This is a genomic window from Cronobacter malonaticus LMG 23826 (assembly GCF_001277215.2).
Classification (GTDB): domain Bacteria; phylum Pseudomonadota; class Gammaproteobacteria; order Enterobacterales; family Enterobacteriaceae; genus Cronobacter; species Cronobacter malonaticus.
Window position 1 is genome coordinate 2,737,037 of the sequence record NZ_CP013940.1, and the last position, 18,572, is coordinate 2,755,608.

Annotated in this window: 18 protein-coding genes and 1 riboswitch; of the genes, 9 read left to right on the forward strand and 9 right to left on the reverse strand. The window is 59.6% G+C overall.

The annotated features are described in order from the left end of the window. Positions 1-20: 20 nt before the first annotated feature. Complete coding sequence (rhlE, locus tag AFK66_RS12875) at positions 21-1,445, reverse strand: ATP-dependent RNA helicase RhlE (RefSeq protein WP_023899109.1); 1,425 nt, start codon at positions 1,443-1,445, stop codon at positions 21-23. Positions 1,446-1,670: 225 nt separating this feature from the next. Here rhlE and cecR point away from each other — a divergent pair, with 225 nt between their 5' ends. Genes cecR through AFK66_RS12900 form a run of 5 tightly spaced genes read left to right on the forward strand, consistent with a single transcriptional unit; the run spans position 1,671 to position 7,314 of the window. Next, positions 1,671-2,369, forward strand: a complete 699-nt coding sequence (gene cecR, locus AFK66_RS12880) for a transcriptional regulator CecR (protein ID WP_023899110.1) — start codon at positions 1,671-1,673, stop codon at positions 2,367-2,369. Then, positions 2,362-3,363 carry a secretion protein HlyD gene (gene hlyD, locus AFK66_RS12885; RefSeq protein ID WP_007782227.1) on the forward strand — a complete coding sequence of 334 codons (1,002 nt, stop codon included), beginning with the start codon at positions 2,362-2,364 and terminating at the stop codon, positions 3,361-3,363. Before cecR ends, hlyD begins: the two co-directional genes overlap by 8 nt. Further along, positions 3,350-5,080, forward strand: a complete 1,731-nt coding sequence (locus tag AFK66_RS12890; protein WP_023899112.1) for an ATP-binding cassette domain-containing protein — start codon at positions 3,350-3,352, stop codon at positions 5,078-5,080. Before hlyD ends, AFK66_RS12890 begins: the two co-directional genes overlap by 14 nt. Continuing rightward, positions 5,077-6,198 carry an ABC transporter permease gene (locus tag AFK66_RS12895; RefSeq protein ID WP_023899113.1) on the forward strand — a complete coding sequence of 374 codons (1,122 nt, stop codon included), beginning with the start codon at positions 5,077-5,079 and terminating at the stop codon, positions 6,196-6,198. Before AFK66_RS12890 ends, AFK66_RS12895 begins: the two co-directional genes overlap by 4 nt. 9 nt (positions 6,199-6,207) lie before the next feature. Then, the gene (locus tag AFK66_RS12900; RefSeq protein WP_007782089.1) at positions 6,208-7,314 is read left to right on the forward strand and encodes an ABC transporter permease; all 1,107 of its coding nucleotides are present in this window, start codon (positions 6,208-6,210) and stop codon (positions 7,312-7,314) included. Here AFK66_RS12900 and AFK66_RS12905 read toward each other — a convergent pair. Beyond that, positions 7,276-7,692, reverse strand: coding sequence for a YbhQ family protein (locus tag AFK66_RS12905; protein ID WP_007782087.1), 417 nt, complete (start codon positions 7,690-7,692; stop codon positions 7,276-7,278). The genes AFK66_RS12900 and AFK66_RS12905 overlap by 39 nt on opposite strands. Before the next feature lie 135 nt (positions 7,693-7,827). Here AFK66_RS12905 and AFK66_RS12910 point away from each other — a divergent pair, with 135 nt between their 5' ends. From AFK66_RS12910 to AFK66_RS12920, 3 genes are read left to right on the forward strand one after another with little or no spacing between them, the layout of a single operon-like run. After that, positions 7,828-8,589 (forward strand): endonuclease/exonuclease/phosphatase family protein, encoded by a 762-nt coding sequence (locus AFK66_RS12910; protein WP_023899114.1) that lies wholly within the window; start codon positions 7,828-7,830, stop codon positions 8,587-8,589. Further along, positions 8,586-9,827 carry a cardiolipin synthase ClsB gene (clsB, locus tag AFK66_RS12915; protein ID WP_004387498.1) on the forward strand — a complete coding sequence of 414 codons (1,242 nt, stop codon included), beginning with the start codon at positions 8,586-8,588 and terminating at the stop codon, positions 9,825-9,827. Before AFK66_RS12910 ends, clsB begins: the two co-directional genes overlap by 4 nt. Next, positions 9,827-10,855 carry a lysylphosphatidylglycerol synthase transmembrane domain-containing protein gene (locus AFK66_RS12920; protein WP_007782071.1) on the forward strand — a complete coding sequence of 343 codons (1,029 nt, stop codon included), beginning with the start codon at positions 9,827-9,829 and terminating at the stop codon, positions 10,853-10,855. The genes clsB and AFK66_RS12920 overlap by 1 nt, the downstream gene beginning before the upstream one ends. Before the next feature lie 359 nt (positions 10,856-11,214). On the opposite strand, the gene AFK66_RS12925 is transcribed toward AFK66_RS12920, so the two are convergent. The 6 genes from AFK66_RS12925 to moaA form a co-directional block, all read right to left on the reverse strand. Then, positions 11,215-11,922 carry a Bax inhibitor-1/YccA family protein gene (locus AFK66_RS12925; protein ID WP_032968024.1) on the reverse strand — a complete coding sequence of 236 codons (708 nt, stop codon included), beginning with the start codon at positions 11,920-11,922 and terminating at the stop codon, positions 11,215-11,217. A 95-nt stretch (positions 11,923-12,017) separates the two neighbouring features. Next, positions 12,018-12,470: a molybdopterin synthase catalytic subunit MoaE gene (gene moaE, locus AFK66_RS12930; RefSeq protein WP_007782066.1), complete on the reverse strand. Its 453-nt coding sequence runs from the start codon at positions 12,468-12,470 to the stop codon at positions 12,018-12,020. A 1-nt stretch (position 12,471) separates the two neighbouring features. Then, complete coding sequence (gene moaD, locus AFK66_RS12935) at positions 12,472-12,717, reverse strand: molybdopterin synthase sulfur carrier subunit (RefSeq protein WP_007782063.1); 246 nt, start codon at positions 12,715-12,717, stop codon at positions 12,472-12,474. Then, positions 12,710-13,195, reverse strand: coding sequence for a cyclic pyranopterin monophosphate synthase MoaC (gene moaC / locus AFK66_RS12940; protein WP_023899115.1), 486 nt, complete (start codon positions 13,193-13,195; stop codon positions 12,710-12,712). Before moaC ends, moaD begins: the two co-directional genes overlap by 8 nt. A gap of 3 nt (positions 13,196-13,198) precedes the next feature. Then, complete coding sequence (gene moaB, locus AFK66_RS12945) at positions 13,199-13,711, reverse strand: molybdenum cofactor biosynthesis protein B (RefSeq protein ID WP_007782058.1); 513 nt, start codon at positions 13,709-13,711, stop codon at positions 13,199-13,201. 21 nt (positions 13,712-13,732) lie between these two features. Further along, positions 13,733-14,722: a GTP 3',8-cyclase MoaA gene (gene moaA, locus AFK66_RS12950; protein ID WP_023899116.1), complete on the reverse strand. Its 990-nt coding sequence runs from the start codon at positions 14,720-14,722 to the stop codon at positions 13,733-13,735. Beyond that, a riboswitch (molybdenum cofactor riboswitch) is annotated at positions 14,710-14,845 on the reverse strand. Its footprint overlaps the gene before it by 13 nt. A gap of 222 nt (positions 14,846-15,067) precedes the next feature. Here moaA and yvcK point away from each other — a divergent pair. Continuing rightward, complete coding sequence (gene yvcK, locus AFK66_RS12955; protein ID WP_007782053.1) at positions 15,068-15,976, forward strand: uridine diphosphate-N-acetylglucosamine-binding protein YvcK; 909 nt, start codon at positions 15,068-15,070, stop codon at positions 15,974-15,976. Between the two features lie 408 nt (positions 15,977-16,384). Here yvcK and uvrB read toward each other — a convergent pair whose 3' ends face one another. Next, a complete protein-coding gene (gene uvrB / locus AFK66_RS12960) occupies positions 16,385-18,406 on the reverse strand; it encodes an excinuclease ABC subunit UvrB (RefSeq protein ID WP_004386467.1) in 2,022 nt (673 codons plus the stop codon). Between the last annotated feature and the right edge of the window lie 166 nt (positions 18,407-18,572).

Consider the following 18,572-nt stretch of genomic DNA (forward strand, 5'->3'; position numbering starts at 1 on the left):
TCCGCTAACACACCCGTGGATTATTCCCCGGACGGTTTACGCGGCGCGCGACGGGTGCGCGGTTTGCTACCTGCCGGACGGTTGCCCTCGCCTGCCGGGCGACGTGAACGCTCACCGGACGGACGATTACCTTCGCCATCCGGACGACGACCGCGCTCACCGGACGGACGGCTGCGTTCGCCGGATGAACGGTTGCCTTCGCTGTTCTGACGACGCGGCTGGCCCTGACCACGACCGCCGCCGCCCTGACCACCACGTCCGCCGCGGCCCTGGCGACCATTCACGATAGGCTCCGCCGGGATAGACGGATCCGGCTCGTAGCCCGGAATAGCCATGCGCGGGATTTCGCGCTTCAGCAGGCGTTCGATATCGCGCAGCAGTTTGTGCTCATCGACACACACCAGCGACAGCGCTTCGCCGGTCGCGGCGGCGCGCCCGGTACGGCCGATACGGTGAACATAATCTTCCGGCACGTTCGGCAGCTCATAGTTCACCACGTGCGGCAGCTCTTCGATATCCAGACCGCGCGCGGCGATGTCTGTTGCCACCAGTACGCGAATACCGCCGGTTTTGAAATCCGCCAGCGCGCGGGTACGGGCGCCCTGGCTCTTGTTACCGTGGATAGCCGCGGCGGTAATGCCATCTTTATTCAGCTGTTCCGCCAGATGGTTAGCACCGTGTTTGGTGCGGGTAAACACCAGCACCTGCTGCCAATTGCCGTCGCCAATCAGATAAGAAAGCAGCTCCCGCTTGCGTTTTTTATCCACGAAATGCACATGCTGCGTCACCTGCTCAGAGGCGGTGTTGCGGCGCGCCACTTCCACTTCTTCCGGGTTATGCAGCAGTTTTTCCGCGAGCGATTTAATGTCGTCGGAGAAGGTCGCGGAGAACAGCAGGTTCTGACGCTTCGGCGGCAGCTTCGCCAGCACGCGGCGGATATCGTGAATAAAGCCCATGTCCAGCATACGGTCGGCTTCATCCAGCACCAGCACTTCCACCTGGTCAAGCTTCACGGCGTTCTGGTGTTCGAGATCGAGCAGACGGCCCGGCGTTGCGATAAGCACATCCACGCCGCCGCGCAGTTTCATCATCTGCGGGTTGATGCTCACGCCGCCAAACACGACCAGCGAGCGGATGTCGAGATATTTGCTGTATTCGCGCACGTTCTCGCCCACCTGGGCTGCGAGTTCACGCGTCGGGGTCAGGATCAGCGCGCGCACCGGGCGGCGGCCTTTCGGGTGCGGCTGGTTCGCCGTCAGGCGTTGCAGCAACGGCAGCGTAAAGCCTGCGGTTTTGCCGGTGCCGGTCTGGGCGCTGGCCATCAAATCTTTGCCTGAAAGCACCACCGGAATGGCCTGGCGCTGGATCGGAGTCGGTTCGTTGTAACCCTGCTCGGAAATGGCGCGCAGGATCTCAGGGCTTAAGCCCAGTGAATCAAAAGACATAGTTATTCCTGACTCGTCCCGACCGCAAAGGGTGTAGTTTCAGGGAGTCTAATGGCCGTCTGGCCGGAGAAGGGACATAAACCACAATGTCGCAGAGGAACGGAGTGTAACAGTTTTTGTGAACTACCGCATAAATTCTCGCGCCTGTACGTAAATCGCTGCTTTTTTCATCTCGACAGGCGCACGTTTCGGGCATAAAGTTAATCAATCGATTGATTAACTTTTATGGATCTCATCGATATGTCGCTCTCCGTCACGCCGCCCACCTCGCGCGGCGAACAGGCTAAAGAGAAGCTCATCAGCGCCGCCATTAACCAGTTTGGCGAGTACGGCCTGCACGCCACCACGCGGGATATCGCCGCCGCAGCCGGGCAGAATATCGCCGCCATTCCTTACTACTTTGGCTCAAAAGAAGATCTCTACATGGCCTCGGCGCAGTGGATAGCCGATTTCATCCGCGCCCATTTTCAGCCCCACGCCGATGCCGCCGAAGCGCTGCTTCGCGAGCCCGAGCCGCCGCCCGCCGCGATGCGCGCGCTGATTGACGACGCCTGCCGCCAGATGATCCAGCTGATGACCGCCGACGAGACGCTAAGCGTCAGCAAATTTATCTCCCGCGAGCAGCTCTCTCCGTCGCCCGCATATCAGCTCATCCACGAGCAGGTCATCGCCCCCCTGCACCACCACTTTACGCGGCTGATCGCCCGCCTGACCGGCGCCGATCCGGACGCCACCGAAACGGTGCTGCACACCCACGCGCTGATTGGCGAAATCCTCGCATTCCGCCTCGGGCGTGAAACCATTCTGCTGCGCGCCGGATGGCGCGGGTTCGACGATGACAAAGCCGCGCAGATCCACCGGGTCGTCACGCTGCATATCGACTGGATCCTCGCGGGTATTTCAGGGAGCCTGAGTGATGAATAAAAAACGCGTCGCGCTACTGGCGCTGGTGGTGGTCATTATCGTTGCAGCTATTGCCGGGTGGCGCTGGTACGCCGCGCGCCACACCCCGCTGACGCTCTATGGCAATGTCGATATTCGTACCGTGAATTTAAGCTTTCGCGTCAGCGGCCGTCTGGCGTCGCTTGCCGTCGATGAAGGCGACGCGGTGCGCGCAGGCCAGCCGCTCGGCGATCTTGACCCGACGCCCCAGCAGAACGCGCTGCGCCAGGCGCAGGCGAACGTCGCCGCCGCGCGCGCCAAATATGATCTTACCGTCGCCGGTTTTCGCGATGAAGAGATAGCCCAGGCCGCTGCCGCCGTGCATCAGGCGCAGGCCGCGTATGACTACGCGCAGAATTTTTATCAGCGCCAGCAGGGGCTGTGGCGCACCAAAGTTATCTCCGCCAACGATCTGGAAAACGCTCGCTCGGCGCGCGATCAGGCGCAGGCGCAGCTGAAATCCGCGCAGGATAAGCTCAGCCAGTACCGCGCCGGTAACCGCCCGCAGGAAATCGCGCAGGCGCAGGCGGCCCTTGAACAGGCGCAGGCGGAGCTGGCCCAGGCGCAGCTTAACGCGCAAGACACGCGCCTGGTTTCCCCGTCTGACGGCACCATCCTGACGCGCGCGGTGGAGCCCGGCTCGATGCTCAACGCGGGCAGTACGGTGTTCACGCTCTCGCTGACCCGCCCGGTCTGGGTACGCGCTTACATTGATGAGATGAATCTGGGCCGCGCCGTACCGGGGAGCAACATCCTGATTTATACCGATGGCCGCCCCGACAGGCCGTACCACGGCCAGATCGGGTTCGTCTCGCCGACCGCTGAGTTCACGCCGAAAACGGTCGAAACCGAAGATCTGCGCACCGATCTGGTCTATCGCCTGCGTATTGTGGTGAACGACGCCGACGACGCGCTGCGCCAGGGGATGCCGGTCACGCTGCGTTTCCAGGATGAGGCGGCGGATGGAAACCGCTAACGACAGCATCGTGCTCGATGGGCTGGTTAAACGCTTTCCGGGCCTCGAAAAACCGGCGCTCGCGCCGCTCAGCGTGACGATCCGCGCAGGCAGCGTCACCGGTCTGGTGGGGCCGGACGGCGCGGGTAAAACCACGCTGATGCGTATCCTCGCGGGGCTGATGCGCCAGAACGACGGCCGCGTGCAGGTGCTCGGGCTGGACCCGATTGCAGAAGAAAACGCGCTGCACGCGGTGCTCGGCTACATGCCGCAGAAATTCGGCCTGTATGAAGATCTCACCGTCCAGGAGAACCTTAACCTGTATGCGGATCTGCGCAGCGTCACCGGCGCGGTGCGCGAGCAGACATTTGCCCGGCTGCTGGAATTCACCGCGCTCGGCCCGTTCACCGGGCGGCTCGCGGGCAAACTCTCCGGCGGCATGAAGCAAAAGCTCGGCCTTGCCTGCACGCTGGTGGGCCAGCCGAAGGTGCTGCTGCTGGATGAACCGGGCGTCGGCGTTGACCCTATCTCCCGCCGCGAGCTCTGGCAGATGGTGCATGAGCTGGCGGGCGACGGGATGTTAATTCTCTGGAGTACTTCTTACCTCGATGAAGCCGAGCAGTGCCGCGAGGTGCTGCTGATGAACGAAGGCGAGCTGCTCTATCAGGGCGCGCCGCAGGCGCTCACCGAGAAAATGGCGGGCCGCAGCCTGCTGTTGCGCCCGGATGACGGCGATAACCGCGCGCTGCTGCGAGAGATCATGCAGCGCCCGGACGTCAGCGACGCCACCATTCAGGGCGCGGCGGTGCGGGTGATTCTGAAAGAGGGTTCCGACGCAGACGCCCTGCGCGCCCTGCCCGGCGCGACGCTTCGTGAAACCGCGCCGCGCTTTGAGGATGCGTTTATCGATCTGGCGGGCGGCTCCGCGCTGCGTGAATCGCCGCTCGGCGCCATTCTGCATGACATTCCCGGCAGCCGCGACGACGTGGTGATTGAGGCGCGCGAACTCACCAAAACCTTCGGCGATTTCACCGCGACCGACCGTGTGAATTTTACCGTGCGGCGCGGCGAGATTTTCGGCCTGCTCGGGCCGAACGGCGCGGGCAAATCTACCACCTTTAAGATGATGTGCGGGCTGCTGAAACCAAGCGACGGCCAGGCGCTGGTGCTGGGCCTCGATTTAAAAACCGACTCCGGCAAGGCGCGCCAGCGGCTCGGCTATATGGCGCAGAAGTTTTCGCTGTACGGCAACCTGACCGTCGAGCAAAACTTACGCTTTTTCTCCGGCGTCTACGGCCTGCGCGGCCGGGCGCAGCAGGAAAAAATGGCGCGCATGAGCGAGGCGTTCGGGCTGAAAAGCATCGCCAGCCAGCCGACGGACGCGCTGCCGCTCGGCTTTAAGCAGCGTCTGGCGCTGGCCTGCGCGCTGATGCACGAGCCGGATATTCTGTTTCTCGACGAGCCGACCTCCGGCGTTGACCCGCTGACCCGCCGCGAATTCTGGCGGCACATCAACAGCATGCCGGAAAAAGGCGTGACGGTGATGGTCACGACCCACTTTATGGATGAGGCGGAGTATTGCGACCGTATCGGGCTTGTCTATCACGGCAAACTTATCGCCAGCGGCACGCCGGATGATTTAAAGCGCCAGGCGGCGCGCGATGCAAACGACGAGCCGACGATGGAAGAAGCCTTCATCCGCCTTATCGAGGCCTGGGATAAGGAGCACAGCCAATGATGAAACTGCGGCGCGTGCGCGCGTTGTGCGTGAAAGAGACGCGCCAGATCCTGCGCGACCCGAGTAGCTGGCTTATCGCGGTGGTCATTCCCCTGCTGCTGCTGTTTATTTTCGGCTACGGCATTAACCTCGATTCCAGCCGCCTGCATGTCGGCGTCCTGCTGGAGCAGCGCAGCGAAGAGGCGCTCGACTTCACGCACACCATTACTGCCTCGCCCTTTATCGCGCCGACCATCAGCGACAACCGCCAGCATTTGATTGAACTGATGCAGGCCGGGAAAATCCGCGGGCTGGTGGTTATCCCAGTGGACTTCGCGGCGCGGATGGCGCGCCCCGGCGACAGCGCGCCGATTCAGGTGATCACCGACGGCAGCGAACCGAACACCGCCAACTTTGTGCGCGGCTATGTGGAGGGCATCTGGCAGCTCTGGCAGGCGGAGCGCGCAGAAGACCGCGGCGAGACGTTCGAGCCGCTGATTGATGTGCAGCTCCGCTACTGGTTTAACCCGGCGGCGATAAGCCAGCACTTTATTATTCCCGGCGCGGTGACGATCATCATGACGGTTATCGGCGCGATACTGACCTCGCTGGTGGTCGCCCGCGAATGGGAGCGCGGCACTATGGAGGCGCTGCTTTCGACCGAAGTCACACGCGGCGAACTGCTGCTGTGCAAGCTTATCCCCTACTATTTCCTCGGTATGCTGGCGATGCTGCTCTGTATGCTGGTGTCGGTGTTTATTCTCGGCGTGCCGTATCGCGGCTCGCTGCTGGCGCTCTTTTTTATCTCCAGCCTGTTTCTGCTGAGCACGCTCGGCATGGGGCTGCTTATCTCAACGCTCACCCGTAACCAGTTCAACGCCGCCCAGGTGGCGTTGAATGCGGCGTTTCTGCCTTCGGTGATGCTTTCAGGGTTTATTTTCCAGATAGACAGTATGCCCGCCGTGATCCGCGCGGTGACGTATATCATTCCGGCGCGCTATTTCGTCAGTACGCTGCAAAGCCTGTTTCTCGCGGGCACGCTGCCGGGCGTGCTGCTGGTCAACGTGCTGTTTCTGCTGGCTTCCGCCGTGATGTTTATCGGACTGACGTGGGTGAATACCCGACGCCGCCTCGATTAAGGAGACGCTATGTGGCACCGCTTATGGACGCTTATCCGCAAAGAGTTGCAGTCGCTGCTGCGCGAGCCGCAGACCCGCGCGATTCTGATCCTGCCTGTCGTCTTGCAGGTGCTGCTGTTTCCGTTCGCGGCGACGCTGGAAGTGACCAATGCCACTATCGCCATCTATAACCAGGATAACGGCGCGCACGCGGTAGAGCTGACCCAGCGCTTCGCCCGCGCCAGCGCATTCAGCCATGTGACATTGCTTAACAGCGAGCAGGCGATCCGCCCGACCATCGATGCGCAGAAGGCGCTGCTGGTCATCCACTTCCCGGCGGATTTCTCCCGCAAGCTGGCGCGCGGCGAACCCGCGACGCTGCAAATTCTGCTCGACGGGCGCAACTCCAACAGCGCGCAGATAGCCGCCAATTACCTTCAGCAGATCGTCAAAGATTATCAGCAGGAGCTGCTCGCAGGCCGCGCGAAGCCTAATAACAGCGAGCTGATTGTGCGTAACTGGTATAACCCGAATCTTGACTACAAATGGTTTGTGGTGCCGTCGCTGATTGCGATGATTACCACTATCGGCGTGATGATTGTGACGTCGCTGTCGGTGGCCCGCGAGCGCGACCAGGGCACGCTCGACCAGCTGTTAGTCTCCCCGCTCGCCACCTGGCAGATTTTCATCGGCAAAGCGGTGCCGGCGCTGATTGTTGCTACCTTTCAGGCAACGATTGTGTTGGCGATTGGTATCTGGGGCTATCAGATCCCGTTCGCCGGGTCGCTTGCGCTCTTTTATTTCACCATGGTGATTTACGGGCTGTCGCTGGTGGGGTTCGGGCTTTTGATTTCGGCGCTCTGCTCGACGCAGCAGCAGGCGTTTATCGGGGTGTTTGTCTTTATGATGCCCGCGATTTTACTCTCGGGCTATGTCTCGCCGGTGGAGAATATGCCGGTCTGGCTGCAAAACCTGACGTGGATTAACCCGATCCGGCACTTTACCGATATTACGAAGGCGATTTATCTCAAGGATGCCAGTCTCGATATCATCTGGCATAGCGTGTGGCCGCTGATAGTGATTACGGCCACAACAGGCTTAGCGGCGTATGCCATGTTTCGACGAAAAATTGGCTGAATCACGCTTGCGCTCTTTAACCAGCAGTGAGAGCAGCGCAGGCCCGGCCAGGATCACCACGCCCGCCAGCGCCAGCAGCAGATTGTTATGCAGAACGCGGGAGAGCAGCCAGAGCGCAATCAACGCCGCGCCAAAATACCAGGTGGTAGTCAGCTCTTCGAGGAAATCGCCCACCTCGCGCCAGAGGCCGTCGTGGTGGCGCTGGAACGCCAGCATCAGGACCACCGTCAGCGCGTAAAACGCGCATAACACCAGGCCGACTTTCACCAGCGCCCCGCTCATCCAGCCCGCCACCAGCATGGCCACGACCGCCAGATGCAGCATAATCTGCCAGCAACTCAGGCCCGTCACCACGCGAATATATTGTTGCCACTTCATGGCCGCACTCCTGTGGGATTTTCAACTCATTCTTCAGAGTACCGCAGTTTACGGAAAATTCCGTATCCCCGCCGCTTTTTGTGACTGGGACTACACTTTAAACACATCAGGAGAATAAGAAGTGGCTGGGGAAACATGGCAGAAAACACACAGCGATTTTCATTTAACGTTTTAACGATTAATACCCACAAAGGTTTTACCGCGTTTAACCGACGCTTTATTTTGCCGGAACTGCGCGACGCGGTGCGGACGGTCTCGGCGGATATTGTCTGCCTGCAGGAAGTGATGGGCGCGCACGAAGTTCACCCACTGCATGTGGAGAACTGGCCGGACACCACGCATTACGAATTTCTGGCCGACACCATGTGGAGCGATTACGCCTACGGGCGCAACGCCGTTTATCCGGAAGGCCATCACGGCAACGCCGTGCTGTCGCGCTACCCGATTGAACATTACGAAAACCGCGACGTCTCGGTGCCCGGCACCGAAAAGCGCGGCGTGCTGCACTGCCGTATTACCCCGCCCGGCTTTCCAAAAGCGATTCATGTGATTTGCGTTCATCTGGGGCTGAAAGAGGCGCACCGCCAGGCGCAGCTCATGATGCTGGCCGAACTGGTCAACAGCCTGCCGGAAGGCGAGCCGGTGGTCGTGGCGGGCGATTTTAACGACTGGCGTCAGCAGGCTAACCGTATTCTGCGCAACGAGGCCGGGCTTGATGAGGTGTTTACCCGCGCTCACGGCCGCCCGGCGCGCACATTTCCGGTGAGTTTCCCATTGCTGCGCCTTGACCGAATCTATGTGAAAAACGCCTCGGCGAGCGCGCCGACCGCGCTGCCGCTGCGTAACTGGCGCCATCTTTCCGACCATGCCCCGCTGGCAGTGGAGATCCATCTATGAAAACGACCTGGCGTGACGGAAACCATATTGAGCTGTTAGAGAACGGCGACGAGTTTTATCCCGCCGTGTTTGACGCCATCGACAAGGCGCGCAGCAAAGTCATCCTCGAAACCTTTATCTGGTTCGACGATAACGTGGGCCGCCAGTTGCATGACGTCATCCTGAATGCCGCCCAACGCGGCGTCAGCATTGAAGTGCTGCTGGACGGCTACGGCTCGCCCGATCTTAGCGACGAGTTTGTCGGCACGCTGACCTCGGCGGGCGTGATGTTCCGTTATTACGATCCGCGCCCGCGCACGATGGGCATGCGCACCAACGTGTTCCGCCGTATGCACCGCAAAATCGTGGTAATTGATGGCGAAGTGGCGTTTGTCGGCGGCATTAACTACTCCGCCGAGCATATGAGCGATTACGGCCCGGAGGCGAAACAGGATTACGCGGTGCGCGTCGAAGGGCCGGTGGTGCAGGATATCTACCATTTTGTGCTCAGCAATCTTGGCGAAGAGCGCGTGAGCCGCTGGTGGCAGCGTCACTATCAGCAGGCGGTGGAGAACACCACGCCGGGCGAGGCGCAGGCGCTGTTTGTCTGGCGCGACAATAACGATCACCGCGACGATATCGAACGGCATTACCTCAAGATGCTGGCGAACGCCAAAAAAGAGGTGATTATCGCCAACGCCTATTTCTTCCCCGGCTACCGCCTGCTGCATGCGATGCGCAACGCCGCCCGCCGCGGCGTGAAAGTGAAGCTGATTGTGCAGGGTGAGCCGGATATGCCTATCGTTAAGGTAGGCGCGCGCCTGCTTTATAACTATCTGGTGAAAGGCGGCGTCGAAGTCTATGAATATCTGCGTCGTCCGCTGCATGGCAAGGTGGCGCTGATGGACGATCACTGGGCGACGGTCGGCTCCAGCAACCTCGACCCGCTGAGCCTGTCGCTCAATCTGGAGGCGAATCTGATTATTCACGACACGCAGTTTAACCAGACCCTGCGCGATAACCTGACGCGTCTGATCCGCGAAGACTGTAAACAGGTGGATGAGAGCATGATGCCAAAGCGCACCTGGTGGAATCTTGCCAAGAGCGTCATCGTGTTCCACTTCCTGCGCCACTTCCCGGCAATGGTGGGCTGGCTGCCCGCGCATACGCCGAAGCTCGCGCAGGTGCCGCCGCCGGTACAACCTGAAATCGAAACCCAGGACCGGGTGGAGACTGAAAATCCGGGAGTGAAACCGTAATGGCGAAATCGCATCCGAAATGGCGCATCGCGAAGAAAATCCTCACGTGGGTGTTTTTTATCGCCGTCGTCGTGCTGATTGTGATGTATGCGCAAAAAGTCGACTGGGAAGAAGTCTGGAAGGTCATTAAAAATTACGACCGCACCGCCCTGCTTATCTCGGTGGCGCTGGTTATCCTGAGTTATCTGCTTTATGGCTGTTACGATCTGCTGGGCCGCGCCTATTGCGGCCATAAGCTTGCCAAACGGCAGGTGATGCTGGTCTCTTTCGTCTGTTACGCCTTTAACCTGACGCTCAGCACCTGGGTGGGCGGCGTGGGGATGCGCTACCGGCTTTACTCACGCCTCGGGCTGCCGGGGAGCACCATCACGCGCATTTTCTCGCTGAGTATTACGACCAACTGGCTCGGTTATATTCTGCTCGGCGGCGTGATTTTCACCTTTGGCGTGGTGAAGCTGCCGGCGCACTGGTATATCGACGAGATGACGCTGCGCATTATCGGCATCGCGCTGCTGGCAGTGATCGCGGTCTATATGTGGTTTTGCGCGTTTGCCAAACGCCGCCATATGACGATTAAGGGCCAGAAGCTGGTGTTGCCGTCATGGAAATTCGCGATAGCGCAGATGGTGATTTCCAGCGCCAACTGGATGGCGATGGGCGCGATTATCTGGCTGCTGCTGGGCCAGGAGATTAACTATTTCTTTGTGCTGGGCGTGCTGCTGGTGAGCAGTATCGCCGGGGTGATTATCCATATCCCGGCGGGCATCGGGGTGCTGGAAGCGGTGTTTATCGCGCTACTCGGCGGCGAGCATGTGAGCCACGGCGCGATTATCGCGGCGCTGCTCGCCTACCGTATGCTCTATTTCTTCGCCCCGCTGCTGCTGGCTATCGTTATCTATCTGGTGCTTGAGAGCCGCGCGAAGAAGCTGCGCGCCAAAAACGAGCAGAAGCTCGCAAAGGCGCAGGGCTCTGACAGCGTGCGTGAGGAGAACGAGGAGCCGTCGCTGAGTCTCGCGAAAGAGAAGTGATAGGTTTTTAGGTGCTGGCGGGTTTGTGGGTAATGGTGGGTTTGTGGGAGCTGGCGGGTGCGCTGCGCTTACCCACCCTACAACATCACACATCACGCATTTTCGTAGGGCGGGTAAGCGCCAGCGCACCCGCCATGCAAAACCAACATCAGCCTCATCACCGTAGGGCGTGTAAGCGCAGCGCACCCGCCATACAAAACCAACATCAGCGTCATCTTCGTAGGGCGTGTAAGCGAAGCGCACCCGCCATACAAAACCAACATCAGCCTCATCACCGTAGGGCGGGTAAGCGCAGCGCACCCGCCGTGCCCCCGCCATAAAAAACCCTCTGCAGAGGGTTTTTATTGCTTCAAAGCTGGTTATCGGCGGTTACCGAAAATCCGCAGCAGCATCAGGAACAGGTTGATGAAATCGAGATACAGGGTCAGCGCGCCGAGAATCGAATATTTGCGCAGGTTCCCGTGGTCGTTCATATCAATCTGCTCGCCCAGGCTCTTCAGCTTCTGCGTGTCATACGCCGTCAGGCCCACGAACACGATAACGCCGATATACGTCACCGCCCACATCAGCGCCGGACTCTTCAGCCAGAAGTTCACCAGCGACGCGATAATCAGCCCAATCAGCGCCATAAACAGGATATTGCCCCAGCCGCTGAGATCGCGTTTGGACGTATAGCCATACAGGCTCATCACGCCGAACATCCCCGCCGTCACCACAAACGTGCTGGCGATAGACGCGTAGGTATAGACCAGAAAGATGGATGAGAGCGTAAGCCCCGTCAGCGCCGAATAGAGCATAAAGAGCGCGGTGGCGACCGCCGGGCTGAGCTTATGCACAAGACCTGAAAGAACAAACACCAGCGCGAGCTGGGCGATGATAAGCCCGAAGAACACAAACCGGCTGGAGAAGATATACATCATCAGGTTTTCGTTGTTGGCCGAATACCAGGCGACGAAGGCGGTCAGCAACAGACCGCAGGTCATCCAGCCATACACCTGAGCCATAAACGTTTGCAGCCCGGCGCGCGGCTGCACAATGCTTTCATTTGAGCGTGGGAATCGATCCATGACGCTGCCTCATTCATTCAGTTAACTTGTGTCGAGACGCGCGCAACGCGCGTCTCCCCACCGTTAAGACTAGAACAAATGACCGGGCGCGCCATTTACCAGCGCTTCGCCGCCTCCTGATCGCTGTCGCGCGCTTCCACCCAGCGGTCGCCTTCCGGCGTGGCCTCGCGCTTCCAGAACGGCGCGCGGGTTTTCAGGTAATCCATAATAAACTGCGCCGCGTCAAACGCCTGGCTGCGGTGCGCGCCGGTCACGCCAACAAAAACGATTTCATCGCCCGGCCACAGCTCGCCCACGCGGTGGATAACCGACACGCGTTGCAGCGGCCAGCGCTCACGCGCCTCGGCGACGATCTCCGCCAGCGCTTTTTCCGTCATGCCCGGATAGTGCTCAAGCGTCAGCGCGCTCACGCTGTCGCCAAGATTATGGTTGCGCACTTTGCCGGTAAAGGTGACGACCGCGCCGTCTTCATCGCACTGCGCCAGCCACTGGTACTCATCGCCGACGCTGAAATTTTCATGGCCGACGCGGATGCGGGTTTCATTCATCTCAGCCTCCGGTCACCGGCGGGAAAAAAGCCACTTCATCGCCATCGGCGAGCGGATGATCAAACGGCACCAGCGTCTGGTTAACGGCCGCCAGCAGCTTGCCCGACTCCAGCGCCAGGGCGTAACGGCCGCCACGCGCCGCAAAATGTTCACGCAGCGCCTCAACGGTCGGGAATTCCGCCGCCACACGCTCGGCGTCCACCCCGATAAGCTCGCGCACCTGCGCGAAGAAAAGCACATTAATCATGAGCGTCTACCTGAAAATCGCCCGATTTGCCGCCGCTCTTCGCCAGCAGCCGCACCGGGCCAATGGCCATATCTTTCTGCACCGCTTTGCACATGTCGTAAATCGTGAGCGCCGCCACCGACGCCGCCGTGAGCGCTTCCATCTCGACGCCGGTTTTGCCGGTCAGTCGGCACAGCGATTCAATCCGCACGCGGCTTCGCGCTTCGTCGGCGAAAAGCTGCACTTCAACTTTGCTCAGCAGCAGCGGATGACAGAGCGGGATCAGCTCCCAGGTGCGTTTGGCGGCCTGAATGCCGGCGATGCGCGCGGTGGCGAACACATCGCCTTTGTGATGGCTGCCGCTTACGATCATCGACAGCGTCTCGGGGCGCATTTCAACAAACGCTTCGGCGCGCGCCTCGCGCACCGTCTCCGCTTTGCCGGAGACATCCACCATATGGGCTTCGCCCGCGGCGTTGATGTGGGTCAGTTGCGACATAACTTACTTCTTCAGATGAGGGTGAAAATTACAGGGGCGCGTGCGGGCGTCGAGCTGCGGCGCGATGATATTTTCCCAGGCGGTGCGGCAGGCGCGCGTCGAGCCCGGCATCGCGAAAATCAGGGTGTCGTTGGCCATCCCCGCTACCGCGCGCGACTGCATCATCGCGGTGCCAATCTCTTCAAACGAGAGCATACGGAACATTTCGCCAAAGCCCGCGATTTCGCGATCGAACAGCGGCTGTAGCGCCTCCGGCACCTGATCGCCCGCGGTAAAACCGGTGCCGCCGGTAATCAACACCACCTGGACATCGTCGCTCGCAATCCAGCGGGAGACTTCCGCGCGAATGGCGTAACGGTTCTCTTTGACGATGGCTTTATCCACGACCTGATGGCCCGCTTCGTGAGCAGCGTCTTTCAAAAAATGGCCGGAGGTATCGTCCTCTTCCCCGCGACGGCTGGACACCGTAAGAATGGCGACGCGCGCCGGCACAAACTCTGCGCTAACCTGACTCATAGTGACTCCTTGTACGCGGCGTCAGCCGCCGATATAGGACAGATTCTGGGTGATGCCGGTGTTGCCCTGATGCAGGAAATGCGTCTGCTTTTTGCCGAGCAACGCCGTTTCAATACGCGCCATCAGCGCCGCCTGCTGCCCCTCTTCGGCCAGCAGATCGCGAAGATCCACGCCGCCGTCGCCAAACAGGCACAGGTGCAGCTTACCTACCGACGACACGCGCAGGCGGTTGCAGCTCGCGCAGAAATCTTTCTCATACGGCATGATAAGGCCGATTTCGCCCTGATAATCGGGGTGGCAGAAGACCTGCGCCGGGCCGTCAGCACGGCTGCGCAACTGATGGATCCAGCCGCGCTTAAGCAGTTCGTCGCGAATCGTCGCGCCAGAAATATGGTGCTTGCGGAAGAGATCGCTCCCCTCACCGGTTTCCATCAGCTCAATAAAGCGTAGCTGGATGGGGCGGGATTTGATCCAGTTGAGGAAGGTGTCGAGCTGGTGATGGTTCACGTCGCGTATCAGCACGGTGTTAACCTTCACTTTTTCAAAGCCCGCGTCGAAGGCGGCGTCGATGCCCGCCATCACCTGGCGGAATTTATCCTGGCCTGTGATCGCGTGAAACTGGCGGGCGTCGAGGCTGTCGACGCTGACATTAACCGCCGTCAGCCCGGCCTCGCGCCACTGCGCGACATCGCGCGCCAGGCGGTAGCCGTTGGTTGTGACGGCAATCTGGCGGATGGAGGGGTTTTCACGCACGGCGGCGATGATGTCGCAAAAATCGCGGCGCAGCGAGGGTTCGCCGCCGGTCAGCCGCACTTTTTCAGTGCCGAGATTCGCGAACGCGCGCGTCACGCGACGAATTTCGTCGAGCGAGAGGAAGCCTTTGTTGGTGACGCCTGCGGGCTTGTAGCCATCCGGCAGGCAATAGGTGCAACGAAAGTTGCAGACGTCAGTCACTGACAGGCGCAAGTAATAGAACTTACGCGCAAACGCATCGGTAAGTTGAGAAGCCATGTACACCTTTCCAAATCGGGAGATGCAGTCATTTCTTCCTGCACCCTGGTGGCGTTTCGCCACGGCCAGAGCACCATATTTCTTAAAAACGTAGGCGCAAAGGCTTGAGTGTCTTTTTTCAGGTTTTTAAACCTGCCAGCGGCGATAGTAGCGTGTTATCGCGGGTTTCGCCACGCGCGATTTCGCTATATAAATTGGTACATAACGGCATTATTCGCGTAACGTGGACCAGAATACGTAAAAATCACGGTTTCACTTTGATATGTGTCATTTTCAGCGCCAGCAGATCGTTTTTCTCGCGCTTTTCAGCTAACGTAGGCGAGTTTTGAATAATAAGGATTAGGTATGCGCAATCGCACGTTTGCGGATCTCGACCGGGTAGTGGCGCTCGGCGGCGGTCACGGTTTAGGACGCGTTATGTCCTCGCTCTCTTCTCTGGGCTCGCGCCTCACAGGCATTGTCACGACGACCGATAACGGCGGCTCGACGGGCCGTATCCGTCGCTCAGAAGGCGGGATCGCCTGGGGCGATATGCGCAACTGTCTCAATCAGTTAATTACCGAACCGAGCGTCGCGTCGGCGATGTTTGAGTACCGTTTTGGAGGTAATGGGGAACTTTCGGGGCATAACCTCGGAAATCTCATGTTAAAGGCGCTGGATCACCTGAGCGTGCGGCCTTTAGAGGCGATAAATCTTATCCGCAACCTGCTTAAAGTGGACGCGTTCCTGATCCCGATGTCTGAGCAACCAGTCGATCTGATGGCTATCGATCGCGAAGACAACGAAGTATATGGCGAAGTCAATATCGATTTGCTGAGCCATCCGCCGAAAGAGCTGATGCTCTACCCTGCCGTGCAGGCGACGCGCGAGGCCGTTGAGGCGATTGCCGAAGCGGATTTAATCGTGATTGGCCCCGGCAGTTTTTACACCAGCCTGATGCCGCTGCTGCTGCTTGACGATCTCGCCAAAGCGCTGCGCCGCACGCCTGCGCCGATGGTTTACATCGGCAATTTAGGCCGCGAGTTAAGCCCGGCCGCCGCCGCGCTCAGGCTTGAAGAGAAGCTGGCGCTGATGGAAGCGCATATCGGTAAACGCGTGGTGGACGCCGTAGTTGTTGGCCCGAAGGTGGACGTGAGCGGCGCGCAGGACAGAATTGTGATTCAGGAGCCGCTGGAAGCAAGCGATATTCCTTACCGCCATGACCGCCACCTGCTGCGCGCGGCGCTGGAAAAGGCGATTCAGGCGCTGGGGTAAGAGCTATGGGTGCAATGGGTTGCGATTACGGCGGGTGCGCTGCGCTTACCCGCCCTACGGCTCCCGGAATGGGCTTTGATGATATGTAGGGTGGGTAAGCGAAGCGCATCCACCACACGGCTCACAAAGCAGGCGTTGATGCAATGTAGGGTGGGTAAGCGAAGCGCACCCATCACACGGCTCACAAAGCAGGCGTTGATGCAATGTAGGGTGGGTAAGCGAAGCGCACCCACCACACGGCCCACGGAGCGGGCGTTGATGGAATGTAGGGTGGGTAAGCGAAGCGCACCCACCACACGGCCCACAAAGCAGGCGTTAATGAAATGTAGGGTGGGTAAGCGAAGCGCACCCACCACATCACAGATAATCACACCTCACCACAACCCCTCCCGCCGCAACGAGAAGAGCTTACGACGCGGCGATAAACAGCTCGCGCAGTTGATGAAGCTTATCGCGCAGTTGCGCCGCCTCTTCAAACTCCAGGTTCTGCGCGTGCTGCACCATCTGCGCTTCAAGCTGATGAATTTTCTGCTGCAACGCTTTCGGCGTCAGCGCCAGTTCAGCGGCTTCAGCATCCGCCACGGTGCGCCCTTTTCCGCGTCCTTTCGGCTTGGTTTTCGCGATATTCTCGCCAAGCGCCAGAATATCGACCACTTTCTTGTTAAGCCCCTGCGGCACAATGCCGTGCTCTTCGTTATACGCCTGCTGTTTCTCACGACGGCGTTCGGTTTCGCCAATCGCCTTCGCCATTGACGGCGTGATTTTATCGCCGTAGAGAATCGCCTTGCCGTTCACGTTACGCGCCGCGCGGCCAATCGTCTGGATAAGCGAACGTTCGGAGCGCAGGAAGCCCTCTTTGTCGGCGTCGAGAATAGCCACCAGCGACACTTCCGGCATATCCAGCCCCTCACGGAGCAGGTTGATGCCCACCAGCACGTCGAACTCGCCAAGACGCAAATCGCGGATAATCTCCATACGTTCCACGGTATCGATATCCGAGTGCAGATAGCGCACTTTTTCGCCGTGCTCTTCCAGATACTCGGTTAAATCTTCCGCCATACGCTTGGTGAGCGTCGTCACCAGCACGCGCTCGTTAATGGCGACGCGCTTGCGGATTTCCGACAGCAAATCGTCCACCTGGGTCGCCACCGGACGCACTTCGATAATCGGATCGAGCAGACCGGTCGGGCGCACCACCTGGTCGATAATCTCGCCGCCCGATTTTTCCAGCTCATAGTTGCCGGGCGTCGCCGAAACATACACCGTCTGCGGTGCCAGCGCTTCGAACTCTTCAAATTTCAGCGGGCGGTTATCCAGCGCCGACGGCAGGCGGAAACCATATTCCACCAGCGTCTCTTTACGCGCGCGGTCGCCGCGATACATCCCGCCGATCTGCGGAATAGTCACGTGCGATTCATCGACCACCAGCAGGCCATCCGCCGGCAGATAGTCAAACAGCGTCGGCGGCGCTTCGCCAGGGCCCCGGCCGGAGAGATAGCGCGAATAGTTTTCGATGCCGGAGCAGTACCCCAGCTCGTTCATCATTTCGAGATCGAACTGGGTACGCTGGGTCAGGCGCTGTTCTTCCAGCAGCTTGTTGTTTTCCAGCAGCACTTTGCGGCGCTCCGCCAGCTCTACTTTGATCTCTTCCATCGCCTGCACAATGCGCTCACGCGGGGTGACGTAGTGCGTTTTCGGGTAGACGGTGAAACGCTGGATAATGGAATCGACGGTGCCGGTGAGTGGATCGAACAGCGACAGCCGCTCCACCTCTTCGTCGAACAGCTCGACGCGCAGCGCCAGCTCGTCCGATTCCGCCGGGAAGATATCAATCACCTCGCCGCGCACGCGGAAGGTACCGCGCTGGAACGCCTGATCGTTGCGGGTATATTGCAGCTCCGTCAGGCGGCGCAGAATGGCGCGCTGGTCGATGATCATCCCTTTGGTGAGATGCAGCATCATCTTCAGGTAGAGATCCGGGTCGCCCAGACCATAGATAGCGGAGACCGACGCCACCACGACCACGTCGCGCCGCTCCAGCAGCGCTTTGGTGGCCGACAGACGCATCTGCTCGATATGCTCATTCACCGACGCGTCCTTCTCGATAAAGGTATCGGAGCTCGGCACATACGCTTCCGGCTGGTAGTAGTCGTAGTACGAGACGAAATATTCCACGGCGTTTTCCGGGAAAAACTCTTTCATTTCGCCATAGAGCTGCGCCGCCAGCGTTTTGTTTGGCGCCAGCACCATCGTCGGGCGCTGCAAATCGGCGATGACGTTCGCCATGGTGAACGTTTTCCCCGAGCCCGTCACACCCAGCAGCGTCTGGTGCGCCAGCCCGTCTTCCAGCCCTTCCTTGATGCGGCGGATAGCCTCGGGCTGGTCGCCGGAAGGTTTGAAAGCGGAATTGAGTTTGAACGGTTTGCTCATGAAGAAACACCTGATGAAGATTTGCGCGGACAGAGCGTTAATTTTACTCGCCGCAGCGATTTTTGCCAACGATAAATACTGGATATAAAATCAGTAGCAGGTTAGCGGATTTTGTTCACACCGCATTTTTACCATCTGGTATGAACCAAATTTGGCCGTGCGCCGG